This window comes from Chryseobacterium lactis, assembly GCF_003815875.1.
Classification (GTDB): Bacteria; Bacteroidota; Bacteroidia; order Flavobacteriales; family Weeksellaceae; genus Chryseobacterium; species Chryseobacterium lactis.
Window position 1 is genome coordinate 870,857 of sequence record NZ_CP033924.1, and the last position, 13,526, is coordinate 884,382.

14 protein-coding genes are annotated in these 13,526 nt (G+C 36.5%); 5 read left to right on the top strand and 9 right to left on the bottom strand.

The genetic code is table 11. From position 1 onward, the window contains the following. Positions 1-16: 16 nt before the first annotated feature. The gene (gene metK / locus EG342_RS03700; protein ID WP_103288468.1) at positions 17-1,297 is read right to left on the bottom strand and encodes a methionine adenosyltransferase; all 1,281 of its coding nucleotides are present in this window, start codon (positions 1,295-1,297) and stop codon (positions 17-19) included. Positions 1,298-1,531: 234 nt separating this feature from the next. Further along, positions 1,532-2,482 (bottom strand): LysR substrate-binding domain-containing protein, encoded by a 951-nt coding sequence (locus tag EG342_RS03705; protein ID WP_103288469.1) that lies wholly within the window; start codon positions 2,480-2,482, stop codon positions 1,532-1,534. A 132-nt stretch (positions 2,483-2,614) separates the two neighbouring features. Between EG342_RS03705 and EG342_RS03710 the strand changes: the two genes are divergently transcribed. The 5 genes from EG342_RS03710 (at position 2,615) to EG342_RS03730 (ending at position 6,884) form a co-directional block, all read left to right on the top strand. Further along, complete coding sequence (locus tag EG342_RS03710) at positions 2,615-4,102, top strand: catalase (protein ID WP_103288470.1); 1,488 nt, start codon at positions 2,615-2,617, stop codon at positions 4,100-4,102. A gap of 105 nt (positions 4,103-4,207) precedes the next feature. After that, positions 4,208-4,975 (top strand): enoyl-CoA hydratase/isomerase family protein, encoded by a 768-nt coding sequence (locus EG342_RS03715; protein WP_103288471.1) that lies wholly within the window; start codon positions 4,208-4,210, stop codon positions 4,973-4,975. 49 nt (positions 4,976-5,024) lie between these two features. Further along, positions 5,025-5,447 (top strand): deoxycytidylate deaminase, encoded by a 423-nt coding sequence (locus EG342_RS03720; RefSeq protein ID WP_034692520.1) that lies wholly within the window; start codon positions 5,025-5,027, stop codon positions 5,445-5,447. 6 nt (positions 5,448-5,453) lie between these two features. After that, entirely contained in the window at positions 5,454-6,368 is a 915-nt protein-coding gene (gene xerD, locus EG342_RS03725; protein WP_103288472.1) for a site-specific tyrosine recombinase XerD, read from the top strand. A gap of 3 nt (positions 6,369-6,371) precedes the next feature. Then, positions 6,372-6,884 carry an NUDIX hydrolase gene (locus EG342_RS03730; RefSeq protein WP_103288473.1) on the top strand — a complete coding sequence of 171 codons (513 nt, stop codon included), beginning with the start codon at positions 6,372-6,374 and terminating at the stop codon, positions 6,882-6,884. A gap of 133 nt (positions 6,885-7,017) precedes the next feature. Here the strand turns inward: EG342_RS03730 and EG342_RS03735 are convergent, their stop codons facing one another. The 7 genes from EG342_RS03735 to EG342_RS03765 all read right to left on the bottom strand — a co-directional run bounded on the left by EG342_RS03735 (position 7,018) and on the right by EG342_RS03765 (position 13,499). Continuing rightward, positions 7,018-7,476 carry a heme-binding domain-containing protein gene (locus tag EG342_RS03735; RefSeq protein ID WP_103288474.1) on the bottom strand — a complete coding sequence of 153 codons (459 nt, stop codon included), beginning with the start codon at positions 7,474-7,476 and terminating at the stop codon, positions 7,018-7,020. A gap of 3 nt (positions 7,477-7,479) precedes the next feature. Continuing rightward, positions 7,480-9,258 carry an Ig-like domain-containing protein gene (locus EG342_RS03740; RefSeq protein WP_103288475.1) on the bottom strand — a complete coding sequence of 593 codons (1,779 nt, stop codon included), beginning with the start codon at positions 9,256-9,258 and terminating at the stop codon, positions 7,480-7,482. A 25-nt stretch (positions 9,259-9,283) separates the two neighbouring features. Next, positions 9,284-10,546 carry a serine hydrolase domain-containing protein gene (locus tag EG342_RS03745; RefSeq protein ID WP_103288476.1) on the bottom strand — a complete coding sequence of 421 codons (1,263 nt, stop codon included), beginning with the start codon at positions 10,544-10,546 and terminating at the stop codon, positions 9,284-9,286. A 224-nt stretch (positions 10,547-10,770) separates the two neighbouring features. Next, a complete protein-coding gene (locus tag EG342_RS03750; RefSeq protein ID WP_103288477.1) occupies positions 10,771-11,703 on the bottom strand; it encodes a 2-hydroxyacid dehydrogenase in 933 nt (310 codons plus the stop codon). A gap of 44 nt (positions 11,704-11,747) precedes the next feature. Next, on the bottom strand, positions 11,748-12,128 hold the full coding sequence (locus tag EG342_RS03755) for a GxxExxY protein (protein WP_164465239.1): 381 nt from the start codon (positions 12,126-12,128) through the stop codon (positions 11,748-11,750). Between the two features lie 85 nt (positions 12,129-12,213). Next, positions 12,214-12,759 (bottom strand): acyl-CoA thioesterase, encoded by a 546-nt coding sequence (locus EG342_RS03760; RefSeq protein WP_103288479.1) that lies wholly within the window; start codon positions 12,757-12,759, stop codon positions 12,214-12,216. After that, on the bottom strand, positions 12,744-13,499 hold the full coding sequence (locus EG342_RS03765) for a hypothetical protein (RefSeq protein WP_103288480.1): 756 nt from the start codon (positions 13,497-13,499) through the stop codon (positions 12,744-12,746). Before EG342_RS03765 ends, EG342_RS03760 begins: the two co-directional genes overlap by 16 nt. Positions 13,500-13,526: the final 27 nt, after the last annotated feature.

Below are 13,526 nucleotides of genomic sequence, written 5' to 3' on the forward strand. Positions count from 1 at the left end.
TCTGTAAAGAAAAAAATTAAATTCCGAAAGCGGCTTTAATTTCTTCTACTTTGTCTAATTTCTCCCAAGTGAAGAATTCCAGTCCGTTCAATGTAAGTTCATTTTTATGTCCTTTATTGAAGGTCTTATCAGCAACATAATGTTCTTTCCCCATATGTCCGTAAGAAGCAGTTTCCTGATAGATAGGATTTCTTAATTTTAGGTTTTGCTCGATAGCATAAGGTCTTAAATCGAAGATCGTAGAAACTTTCTTAGCAATATCTCCATCATGAAGATCCACTTTTGCCGTTCCGTACGTATTAATATATAAACCACAAGGCTCAGCAACTCCGATTGCATAAGACACCTGTACCAAAACTTCGTCTGCAACTCCTGCAGCTACAAGGTTTTTAGCGATGTGTCTTGTTGCGTAAGCAGCACTTCTATCTACTTTTGAAGGATCTTTTCCTGAGAAAGCACCACCACCGTGAGCTCCTTTTCCTCCATACGTATCAACGATAATTTTTCTTCCCGTAAGTCCGGTATCCCCGTGAGGACCTCCGATTACAAATTTACCGGTAGGGTTGATGTGATATTTGATCTGATCATTAAATAAAGCTTTGATTTCCTCAGTTTGTTGTGCAACTACTCTCGGAACCAAAATATTTTTGATGTCTTCACGGATTTTAGTCAACATTTCTTCTTCTGTTCCAAAGTCATCATGTTGAGTAGAAACTACGATAGAGTCTATTCTGATCGGTTTGTGATCATCAGAATATTCAATAGTTACCTGGCTTTTCGCATCAGGACGTAGGTAAGCGATCTCTTTATTTTCTCTTCTGATGGCAGAAAGTTCTTTAAGGATGGTGTGAGCTAAATCCAAAGCAAGAGGCATATAGTTTGCCGTCTCATTAGTTGCGTAACCAAACATCATTCCCTGGTCACCTGCACCTTGTGCATTAGCTTTAGCTTCAAAAGACTCGTCATTTACAGCTCTGTCTACCCCTTGGTTGATATCCGGAGACTGCTCATGGATTGCAGAAATAACCCCACAAGAATCACCATTGAACATGTATTCTCCTTTTGTATACCCAATCCCGTTGATTACCTCTCTGGCGATGGTTTGTACATCAAGATAAGCATCTGATTTTACTTCTCCTGCCAATACTACTTGTCCAGTAGTTACAAGAGTTTCACATGCTACTTTTGAATTTTTATCGTATGCTAAAAAGTGGTCGATTAATGCATCAGAAATCTGATCTGCAATTTTATCCGGATGCCCTTCTGAAACTGATTCAGACGTAAATAAATAAGACATATTATTCTTTGTTTTTTAGATTAAAAAATACTGTCGAAGAAAAATAAGAATAAATGGCCCGAAAAAAAGAATACTGTTTTAGCATTTTTTTATAGAGGTTGCAATCAGGTCAAATTTTTCCTCGTTAATAAACGTCAGCAAATTTAAGCACTATTTTTCTAATACTCAAAAATTTTGTTTATTAATTATAATTTTCTTTAAATTAATGATTTATATCACTGTAGCGCCTTTTAATTACTGTGGCTTTATGCTTACAAACTCTTTCGGGCTTTCGTGATAATTCAGTTTAAGTTGCAAAGAATTTCTGATAGAATTTGACAATTCATCAATAATTTTTTGCTTAAACGTAGGCTTATAGTAGATGATACTGATTTCTCTGTAAGGGAAAGGTTTTTTGAACCTGAAAACATTCTTTTTCTGTTCTTCTGAAAGCTGGCTTAGAGCAAGCTCCGGCAGAATGCTGATTCCTCCCACTTTATCAACCATATGTACCAGAGTCTGAATATTGGAAGCCAGGAAATCAAGATTCTTAGGCTTTAAAGTATTCTCTTTTAAATGGCAGATATTTTCGAATTGATTTCTCAAGCAGTTTCCTTCTTCAAGCAACCATACTTTCTCCACATTCAGTTCTTCAGGAATGATATAAGCATTCTTTTTGTTGGCTTCAGTATTGGAACTGTAGATCATCAATTCTTCGTTGAAAAGGAAATCCTGATAAAACTCGTCAGCAGTATCATATGGAGTGGAGATAATCCCCGCATCCAGTTCTCCGGCTTTCAAAGCTTTAATAATATTGTCTGTTGTCATTTCTTTCACATTCATCTGGATCTTTGGATTTTCTTCAAGGAACTTGAAAATTTCCGTAGGGAGAATAAAAGAAGAAACGGTAGGGATAATTCCTAAATTGATTGTTCCACCTAAAATATTATTCAAAAGGTTGGCTTTATTTTTCAGCTCATTGACAGATTCTATGATCACCTTCGCCTGATCGATAATCTGAAGACCAACATCTGTGGTACGGATCGGGTGGGTAGTTCGGTCAAAAACCTTTACATCCAGTTCGTCCTCAAATTTCTGTATCATGGCACTTAACGTTGGCTGAGTAATAAAGCAAGCCTGAGCTGCTTTACCAAAATGTTTATACTTATCAACAGCGATAAGATATTCCAGTTGCTGAATGTTCATTTGATTAATATTATCTATTACAAAGATATGATGTTTTTGTTATTACCAATTAAAAATTCAAGTAAATTTGATAATCACTACCTTTACACGGGTATTTAGAAATGGACGACAATTATTCAAATCATCAATTATATGGATTCTAAAAAATTAACGTTAAGTAACGGCACGCCTTATTATGAGCATCAGGATTCCCAGACGGTAGGACCACGAGGCCCGGTATTGCTGCAAGACTTTGTCTTACAGGAAAATCTAGCCCATTTCGTTAGGGAAAGAATACCTGAAAGAATAGTGCATGCCAAAGGAAGCGGAGCATACGGAACCTTTACCGTAACGCATGACATCAGCCAATATACGAAAGCAAAATTGTTTTCAGCAGTAGGAAACTCATGCAGAATGTTTGCAAGATTTTCTACCGTTGGAGGAGAAAAAGGAAGCGCAGATACCGCCAGAGATCCTAGAGGTTTTGCCTTAAAATTTTATACTGAAGATGGAAACTGGGATCTTGTAGGAAATAATACTCCTGTATTCTTTATTAAAGACGCCAAAAAGTTTCCGGATTTTATCCATACCCAAAAAAGAGTTCCTAAAACGAATTTAAAAAGTGCCACCATGATGTGGGATTTCTGGAGTTTAAATCCTGAATCGCTTCATCAGGTTCTTATATTAATGTCAGATAGAGGAACACCACATGGCTACAGACATATGCATGGTTTCGGATCTCACACCTTCTCCATGATCAATGATAAAAATGAAAGAGTGTGGGTGAAGTTTCATTTTAAAACAAAACAAGGGGTAAAAAACTTCACTGATGACGAAGCGGTGAAAATGGCAGGTGAAAACCCTGATTTTGCTCAGGAAGATCTTTGCAACGCCATTGAAAATGGAAATTTCCCAAAATGGACGATGTACATCCAGGTAATGACCGAGGAACAGGCTAAAGATTTCAGATGGAATCCTTTCGATGTAACCAAAGTATGGTTCCATGATGATTTTCCATTGATTGAAGTTGGAGAAATGGAACTTAATGAAGTTCCTGTGAATTATTTTGCCCATGTTGAGCAATCTACATTCTCACCTAGCAGCCTGATCAACGGAATCAGTTTTTCTCCGGACAAAATGCTTCAGGGAAGATTATTTTCTTATCCCGATGCACACCGATACAGAGTGGGAGTAAATTCTCATCAACTTGAGGTTAACAGATGTCCTTTTGCGGTCAACAATTACCAGCGAGACGGCTATATGGCAGACTCAAGCCATTATCAGGATCAGCCCAACTATTTCCCTAATAGCTTTGACGAGATCAAACCGGATTCATCTTATAAGAATTATGAATATGAACTGGACAGTGCACATGTTGCCAACTACAACAGAAATGAAAACGACAGCGATCATTATACTCAGCCGGGACTTTTATATTCAAAAGCGATGAATGCAGAAGACAGAGATCATCTTATTCAAAACATTATCGGAAGTATGAAAGGCATCACAGGGCCGAAAAAAGACGAGATTATTAACCGTCAATTATGCCACTTTTTCCGCGCTAACATTGAGCTTGGCATGAAAGTAGCTTCTCAACTAAATGTTAATATTGATGCAAATATGATGAATCATTCAAAATAATCATATTGAACAATAAAATAAAAAAAAGGAAAAAAAAATAAGATTTTTTCCTTTTTTTTGTAAAAAATTCATAATTTGCAAAGGATGATATTTTAAAGTGGAAAAATGAGTTACGAAAATATATTATTAAAAAAGGAAGATAAATTATCTATCATTACCATAAATAGACCTGAAAGTTTAAATGCATTGAATGCTAAAACAATTCAGGAGATCAGTACCGCTCTGGATGAGCTTTCTTCAGACCAATCCTGCAGGGTCATTATTCTTACAGGAAGTGGAGAGAAATCTTTTGTAGCCGGAGCTGACATCAAGGAATTCAGTGATTTCGGACAGGAAAAAGCTGAAGAATTAGCGAGAAACGGACAAAATACTTTGTTCAACAAAATAGAAAATATGCCTAAGCCTGTCATTGCTGCCGTGAACGGTTTTGCATTGGGAGGAGGTTTAGAGCTTGCTATGGCATGCCACATCAGATATGCATCGGAAAACGCCAGATTGGGGCTTCCTGAAGTTACCCTGGGATTGATCCCCGGATATGGAGGAACTCAAAGGCTACCGAAGCTTGTAGGAAAAGGTATTGCCAACGAATTGATCTTCTCTGCCAAAATGATTCCTGCTCAAAAAGCAAAAGAGATCGGATTGGTCAATGAAGTATACCCTATAGAAGAATTATTAACCAAAACGAAAGAATTAGCGAACACTATTGCCCACAATTCACCAATGGCAATATCCAAGGCTATAAACGCCGTGAATCTATCGGACACTGAGAAAGGTTTTGAAACTGAGATTACATATTTCGGAGAACTTTTTGAAATGGACGATAAGAAAGAAGGAGTAACTGCTTTCCTTGAGAAAAGAAAGCCAAACTTCTAAACTTTCAAAACTTTTAATCCAAATTATTTCGAAAAACTAATGCTGCGGTATGAATAAGTTTGACAAGGCTTATCTAAAAATGGCTCAGGAATGGGCAAAACTCTCCTACTGTAAGAGAAAACAGGTAGGGGCTCTTATCGTAAAAGATAGGATGATTATTTCAGATGGTTACAACGGGACTCCTTCGGGATTCGAAAACTGCTGTGAAGATGGAGAGGGAAAAACGCACTGGTACGTATTGCATGCGGAAGCTAATGCCATATTAAAGCTGGCTGCTTCTACACAATCTGCAAAGGGAGCAACGTTATATTTAACGCTGTCACCTTGCAAGGAATGTAGTAAGCTGATCCTGCAGGCAGGAATTACAAGACTGGTGTATATTAATGAGTATTCGGATGACGATGGAATATCGTTCCTGAGAAACCATAACATTGAAATAGAACAAATATCGGACTGTGAACTAAAAAAATAAGCACAAATGACTTGGGATGAAAAGATCAAAGATTTTGAAATATTTCTTCGTTTCGAAAGAAATTTTTCAGAAAACACGCTCGACGCTTACGTTCGAGACATTAAGAAATTAAAAGATTACGCAGAAGAAGATCTGGCAAACGTCGGCCCAGATTCTATCGTCTACGAAAACCTGCAGGAATACATTTTCAATCTTTCTAAACAGAAATTTAGTGAGAGGTCTCAGGCAAGATGGATATCTTCGATAAAGGCCTTCTTCAAATTTTTACTGGAAGATGAATATCGTGAAGACAACCCTGCGGCATTACTTGAAGGCCCTAAATTGGGACTGTATCTACCTGATACCTTAAGTTTACCTGATATTAACCGAATTATTGCTGCCATTGAGGTCAATACAGATCTCGGAAAAAGAAACCACTGTATCATTGAGGTATTGTATGGTTGCGGACTCCGTGTTTCTGAACTGATTGATTTGAAAATTTCAAATATCAACTTCAAGGAGCAGTATATTAAAGTCAACGGAAAAGGAAACAAGACCCGTTTCGTTCCTTTGGCTGATTATACGGCTGAATTATTGGAAAACTACATCAAAGAGGTACGATCTAAAGGTAAAATTAATAAGAAATATGAAGACACTCTGTTTTTAAACAGCCGTGGAACATCCATGTCCAGAGTGATTGTATTTCTTATTATTAAAGAACTTACAGACAAAGCAGGGGTTAACAAGAAGATATCTCCACATACATTCAGACATTCTTTTGCAACGCATTTATTGCAGAATGGTGCAGATCTGCGTTATATACAGGAAATGCTTGGGCATTCGAGTATCACAACAACGGAAATCTATACACACCTGAAAACGGAAGAATTAAGAGATGTTATTTTGAGTTATCACCCGAGAAATATTAATGTTACTCAATAACAAATGAAATTATTGAAATATTGCCCGAGCTGTGGCAAAGAATCTCTGCATTGGGATGGTGAAAAGAAATGGAGCTGTCCCGAATGTGGTTTTACACTGTATAATAATGTAGCCGGAGCTGTCGCAGTTGTGATCAGATGTGGTGATGAAGTTTATCTTACGAAAAGAAACAGGGATCCCAGAAAAGGAAAACTTGATCTGGCCGGAGGATTTGTTGATCCCAGAGAAAGTGCAGAAGAAACGTGTAAAAGAGAGCTTTTTGAAGAACTTCAGCTTGACATCGATATTTCAAACCTGAAATACCTTACCAGTCTTCCGAACATCTATCAATACAAAGAAATTGATTACAATACAATTGATCTCTTTTATGAATATAATGTTTCGGAGAAGTTTGAGGTAAATCTTGAACTTTCGGAGATTTCGGAAGCGATTTGGATTCCTTTAAGGGATCTTAACCTTGAGGATATTGCTTTTGATTCTCAGAAGAAGTTTTTTGAGGACTATAAAAAGAAATAAATTCTTTTATTATAATATTCTCTCGCAGATTTTGCAGATCAGGCAGATGATTATGATTTTATAATCTGCTTTAATTTGCAAAATCTGCGAGAGATTTTTTTATGATTAAGAATATCTTCAGAAATTTCCGGAATTAATAGGCCTTGGATTTCAGCATTTCTTCAAAATACTGAATTAAAAGAGTTCTTTCTGCCTGTGAAAGATTAGCTTCTTTATGGTATACAATATAACCTGGCATTGGCATTGTCTTATGCTTAAGCGCCTCAATAGACCTATCCAGAATATTCTCTTTTAACTCCTTGTTGTATGTTCCCCAAATGGAAAAATTAAGATGTTCACGACCTTCGTTCACGTGGCTTTTTACAGACCATGAAACCGGAGCTATAAAAGCATACTTCGGATAGACTGTTTCATTCGAGTGGCAGTCGTAACATGCATTTTTAAGCAAGGTTTTTATTTTCTCAGGGGATTTTTTAGCATCAACAAAATTAACGGCCTTGTCAACCGGTTTATTCACCCTGTCAATAGGAACGAATTGAATCAGGGCAAAAGCTACTAAAGTCCAGAAAATTATTTGTTTTAGCCTTTTCATAATTTATTTTGCAGGAGTTAAAATCGCATTTTCTGATTTTATCTCTTTTTTTGCTTCTTGTTTTACTGTTTCTTTCTCTTCAGCTGCTGCCGGAGGAACAGGTACTTGTGGTGTTGCGGAGGGAGTAGTTCCTTTTGGACTATCCAGTGTTCTGGCATCTTTCAGATCCCAATCTTCCCTTGTTTCCCATAGAGCTCTTACAATTGCTTTTTTATAGAAAACATAAGCATCTTCAGCAAAGGTTTCATTGGCAAAATCCGCCTCGTCCCAATATTTATTATTGTTGTTATCTACAAGGATTCTCACAAAATATTCTTCGGGTTTGAGGATATCAAATTTCACCTTATCCCCTGATGTATATTTTTGATATACTACTTTTTCAGAAGAATCCAGTAACTGAATCCAGTAGCTTGAAGCAGGTGCATTTGAGAGGCTAAATTCAAGGCTGCCAAACTGCTCTACTTTATCTACATCAAAGTCAAAACGTTTTGATTGCGTATTTTTAGCATAAAAGGATGACACCGTTTCTTTAGGAATCGTAAGCTGATATTTCTTTCCGGTTACAAAATCTGATTTTACAATGATCTGGTAAGGATTCGTTTCAGAAACTTTGGCAGTAAATTCCTGCGTGGTTAAGCTATCGCTTTTCAAGATCCATTTTGAAGGATCGATTTTATCAACGATATAATTGGACAATATTTTAAAATCAGACTTTGGCGGCAAAGAACCACCACCATTGTCACTATTGATGTCCATTACATTTTTCTTATTGTACTTGTAAAATAAAGATACGGTATATAGACTGTCTTTTTTCGGTCCTTTATCATGAGTAAACATGAGCTTTTCCGTAGTTTCCTGACCGATATTATCTTTTACCGCATCAAACCAGATTCTGACAGAGTCTGATTTTGGGCGGTGTGTTACTTTTATATCTTTAAGCTTATCATTCGCCGATTGTACTTTCACTTCATCCGGATGTCCCTCAAATGTCATGATAACTCCTCCGGCAATTTCTTTCATATCCTGGTATTTCAAAGGTTTTTTTGAAGGATAGACTTTTAAATTTAACCCCGAAATAGATTTCTCAATATTGATCGGTTCCTTTTGGAATCCTATCTTTTCCTTTCCAGGATCGTACACAGAATTTCCATTTTCATCATCAAAAGCAATAATCTTATATTTTCCCGGAGACAGATAGTTCAGCTCATAATATCCATCGTCATCGACTTTGGTAATATAATAAGGCTTTTGCTTATAGTTCATGGTATCTTTTACCTGATACAAGCCAACTACCAGTTTATTTTCGTTAGTTCCCGTCTTCTTTTTTATTTCCATCGCGTCTTTTACTTCACCGCTTACATACAGGTCATCAAGTTTCTCACCTGTAGAAAAAGCAAAATTGAAGTAACGCAATATATTGGCCTCATTATTATCCACAATTGAATTTCCGAAGTTGAAATTATAAGTGGTATTGGCCTGAAGTGTATCAGTCCATTGAATGAGAACAAATTTATTAGCAATATTAGACGGAAGTATCCTCTTAATATTTTTGATAGGAGGAGAAATAATCAGGTTTTTGTTGATATCTTTCAACGTAATATACTCATCAAAATCCAGACGGAGTTCGTGAATATCTCTTTTTACATTGATTCTTGTCGTATCAATATTGGAGCTTAAAAATTTTGGAGCTAAAGTATCTTTAGGCCCTCCGACAGGAGATCCTACTCTTGCACAAGAATGCACAAGAAAACAGATAACGAATAATAAAAGAAACCTTTTCATGAAAATGTTTAAGCAAAAATAGACATTATTCTCCAAAAACTTCCTGTCCCGTACTCAAAGTATCTTTATTGTCATTCATAACGGAGTGAAGCTTATCCTTTTGCAAAGGGAAATCCTCGAATAATCCTGACAAAGCTAATGCTGTATATACTTTGTTGGAATACTTATTACCGATCGCCACAATGGTCACTTTCGAATTCAGAAGGTGAGCAAAAACAGAATTTGTCCCATGCCACCATCCATTGTGGTAGGTTAGTTTTTCTCCGTTGTCAAATATTTTCATTCTAAAACCGAGTCCGTAGTTGTTCATTCCTGCTTTTTCATTGCTGTAGGGAGTGAAAACCATTTGCATCAATTCAGGCTTTAAAAAATCCTTTGAAAACATTGCTTTTGAAAAATTATATAAATCTCTTGGCGTTGTGTACACGTTTTTGTCACCATAAATCAGATCCAGCCTATCGAGTGGATATAATTTGTTGGCTCCGTAATAAAAAGATTGCGAGGCTGTAGGAATATCCTTCTCCTGAAAAATGTACGTATTATTCATTTTCAACGGAGTGAATACCATTTCTTTCATTGCCTGCGGGAATGGTGTTTTGGTTACCTTCTCAATCAATAATGCCAACATAGCAAAATTGGTATTACAGTACATAAATCCGGTGTCTGTATCTCTTGCCAGATCCGGTTTGTACTTGATAATCATATTCAAGATATCCTGATTGGTAACAAACTGCTTAGAAAGCTCTGCCGGCGCAGGTTGTATTTTGGTAATAAAATATTCGTATTTCGGAAGACCGCTTCTTTGGTCTAATAAAGTCTGAACAGTTACATTTGGATAAGGAAATCCGGGAAAATACTGAGATAGAGGATCAGACAATTTTATTTTTCCCGCTTCTACCAGCTTCATCATTGCCATAGCAGTCAATGTTTTGGAAACGGAAGCTACATGTAAAGGTGTATTTTTGTCGATAGGCATCTGATTACCTTCTCTTCCAAAACCTCTGTAATTTTCGTATAAAATTTCATCCCCTTTGGCTACCAGGATTCCACCGCTTAAATCACTTCCGTCCCAGACTTTTTTATAGTATTGATCGATGTAACCAACCAATGACTGCTTGTTAGAAAGCTGATTATCAGCCTTCGTAAAAACACTTGCTAAGTCTACATTTCCGTAGTTAGGAAGATTGGTAGAGCTCCCAACTGATGCTTCTTTAGCTTCAGATTTATTTTTACAGGAAAATAGGGATAAAAAAACACTTACAATAAGTACAAAATTACACGTCTTCATGAGATTCAAAAATGAGCGGCAATTTAATAAAACTCAAAAATAAATTGTCAGAGTAAAGGCGACATTATGAATTATTTAACATAAATAGAGAAAAGAGAGAAATCGCAAAAAGGCGAAAGGGCAAAAGATAGTGACTAATAAGATTAAAAAAAACCGGAAAAGTTTACTTTATATTCATACACTTTTCCGGCCCTTATATTGTTAAATTCTTTTGCTTTTTTACACTACTTACAGTATGAAGCTACAATTTTATCTACAATAAATTGAGCCAGCTTTTCCTTGCTCTGATGAGTCCATCCTGCAATATGTGGCGTTACAATCGCTTTTTCCGACTCCAAAAGATACTTCAGATCCTCGTTTTCAGCTTCCAGGTTTTCGAAGGATGATTTTTCGTACTCCAGAACATCTAAACAAGCGCCTTTCACTTTACCGGATTTCAAGGCTTCTACTAAGCTTTTAGTTTCCACATTTTTCCCCCTCGCTGTATTAATGAAATAAAAGTCGTTCTTCATCTCATTAATAAAGGCTTTATTGATCAGATAATTCGTTTCTGAAGTAAGAGGAATATGCAAACTCAACACCTCAGCAGATTGTTTCAATTCATCCAAAGTAACCTGAGTCGCAAACTCATCAGCAAGCCCGGGAAGAATATCATGGAAAATGACCTTACATCCAAATCCTGAAAGTCTTTTGGCCGTAGCTTTTCCCATATTTCCATATCCGATAAGCCCCACAGTCTTTCCTAATAATTCATCGCCTCTGTTTTCTTCACGCTTCCAGATGCCATTTTTCACTTCCTGAGAAGCAATAAAAAGCCTGTTCATGATCACCAGTAACATTCCTACCACATGCTCAGCAACAGAATCTCTGTTTCCTTCCGGAGAATTGATCAGCTGAATTCCCAGTTTTTCTGCAACGGGAATATCAATATTTTCCATTCCGGCGCCTACTCTGGCAATGAACTTCAGGTTCTTACCTTTTTCAAGGAAATTTTTATCTAAAGGAATTCTGCTTCTGATGATAATTCCGTCGTAATTATCGATTTTATGACAAACCTCATCATAAGAAGAAGTAAAATCCTCTTCCAATATAAAGTTTTGCGCCAAAAGCTGTTCGGTAATAAGGGGATGGTTTTTATCTAAAAGGAGTATTTTCATAGTTTAAACACTAATGACACTAATGATTTCACAAATAACACTATTTATAACGTTCCGTTGATCACTCTTTTTACTCCGTTTTTAAATTGAATTGTATTAAAATTGATCAACATTCCAAGTTTACAATTGCTTAAACGGAGATAAGTAAGTATTTGAGCCAGATCAATATCATTTAAGGACTCAACAGATTTTATTTCTAACACAAATTTTTTCTCAATGAGAAAATCAAGCCTATAACCGATATCTAGTTTTACTTCATCATAAACCAATGGCATAGGCTTTTGCTTTTCTACAAAGAGACTATTTTTATTTAATTCATAAAACAAACATTCTTCGTAGGCACTCTCCAACAGTCCGGGGCCTAAAGATTTATGAACCAGATAACCTGCTTCGTAAACAATTCTTGATATATCATTCTCTGAAATATCCATTTTTTTCATTTTTTACCAGCACAAATCATTTGTGGAAATTTGTGCCGGTCATTTGTGTAATTTGTGTTTAAAAATGTTTTTATTTTTTATCTTTCTTCGGTTCCTGCGGCTCCTGGAATAACTTCTTAAGCTCTACAGACTCCAAAGGCTTCATTCTTCCGGAAAGGATTAATGAAAGTTCTTTTCTACGGAAGGCAGCTGCAAATCTTTCTTTTTCCTCTTCAGTTTCGGGAACCATTTCAGGAATCGGAATCGGGCGGTTGAATTCGTCTACTGCAACGAAAGTATAGATACCCGCATTGGTATGAATTTTTTTCTGGTTAATTGGATCATCCAACCATACATCCACATACACTTCCATAGAAGTAGAGAAAGCTCTGGAAACTTTAGATTCCAAAACTACAACTCCCCCTTCAGGAATTGGATGATTGAAAGAAACGTGATTTACAGAAGCCGTCACCACTCTTCTTTCGCAATGTCTTGCTGCAGAAATAGAAGCACATCTGTCCATCTTTGCTAAAAGTTCACCTCCAAAAAGGTTTCTTAAAGAATTGGTTTCGTTCGGAAGAACGATATTAGTCATAATCGTCAGTGATGCTGACGCTGTTTTTATCTTTTTTGCCATTTATTCTTAGTGTTGTTTCGGACAGCCGGAGCAGGTTTTGTTACTTGTACGGCAGGTTTTGCTAATGAATCTTTTTTCAGAGAATCAGAAACAGGAGTTTTCGGTGCATGCACCATTACATTAATCGTATCTTTTACAATCCTGTGTGTAGAAGTCTGTACAGATACTTTATTAAAGGTTTTTTTTCCAAAAAGAAGTTCCTGCTGAGTAAATACAAAGTATAAAATACCCAAAACCGGAATGATTAATAAGAAAATCCAGAGAATGGATTTATTGAATTTGTAATCCTTTTCGCGATTTTCCGCAGGCTTCACTTTTTCTCCGTTATTAATATCGGAAAACCTGATCTCTTCCAATCCGTAAAAATCAGGACGTCCTGCTTCTACTCTTTTTCCTTTAAAATGAGTGTGTCCTTCCTCAATAAAGATTGTTCCAAGGTTTTGAACTTCAAGAATCTGTTCAGCCTGAAGCTTTTTCTTCCAAAAATCAGTCTGAATTTTCAGATCACTTCTGGAAGCTTCCAGAGACATCTGTTTTTGAGCGGCTATAAAAGCTGCCAATTCATCAGCCTGCACTTCATAGTCAATTGTAAATTCGATCTGGCTGGCAGGAGGCAGAATGCTTCCGTTTTCAGAATTGATAATGGCCTTGGAATTTTTCAGAGAAAACACCCCAAAACCAGGAACTGTAGCAGTTCCGTACTGTTTTAAGTATTCTAAAATGTATGCTGAAATATTCATTTGGTGGCAAATTTATAACTTTTTCAC

Bases quoted from the DNA above. Each gene is read 5' to 3' on its own strand.
- metK (WP_103288468.1), bottom strand. From the start codon at position 1,297: ATGTCTTATTTATTTACGTCTGAATCAGTTTCAGAAGGGCATCCGGAT.
- EG342_RS03705 (WP_103288469.1), bottom strand. From the start codon at position 2,482: ATGAACATTCAGCAACTGGAATATCTTATCGCTGTTGATAAGTATAAA.
- EG342_RS03710 (WP_103288470.1), top strand. From the start codon at position 2,615: ATGGATTCTAAAAAATTAACGTTAAGTAACGGCACGCCTTATTATGAG.
- EG342_RS03715 (WP_103288471.1), top strand. From the start codon at position 4,208: ATGAGTTACGAAAATATATTATTAAAAAAGGAAGATAAATTATCTATC.
- EG342_RS03720 (WP_034692520.1), top strand. From the start codon at position 5,025: ATGAATAAGTTTGACAAGGCTTATCTAAAAATGGCTCAGGAATGGGCA.
- xerD (WP_103288472.1), top strand. From the start codon at position 5,454: ATGACTTGGGATGAAAAGATCAAAGATTTTGAAATATTTCTTCGTTTC.
- EG342_RS03730 (WP_103288473.1), top strand. From the start codon at position 6,372: ATGAAATTATTGAAATATTGCCCGAGCTGTGGCAAAGAATCTCTGCAT.
- EG342_RS03735 (WP_103288474.1), bottom strand. From the start codon at position 7,476: ATGAAAAGGCTAAAACAAATAATTTTCTGGACTTTAGTAGCTTTTGCC.
- EG342_RS03740 (WP_103288475.1), bottom strand. From the start codon at position 9,258: ATGAAAAGGTTTCTTTTATTATTCGTTATCTGTTTTCTTGTGCATTCT.
- EG342_RS03745 (WP_103288476.1), bottom strand. From the start codon at position 10,546: ATGAAGACGTGTAATTTTGTACTTATTGTAAGTGTTTTTTTATCCCTA.
- EG342_RS03750 (WP_103288477.1), bottom strand. From the start codon at position 11,703: ATGAAAATACTCCTTTTAGATAAAAACCATCCCCTTATTACCGAACAG.
- EG342_RS03760 (WP_103288479.1), bottom strand. From the start codon at position 12,759: ATGGCAAAAAAGATAAAAACAGCGTCAGCATCACTGACGATTATGACT.
- EG342_RS03765 (WP_103288480.1), bottom strand. From the start codon at position 13,499: ATGAATATTTCAGCATACATTTTAGAATACTTAAAACAGTACGGAACT.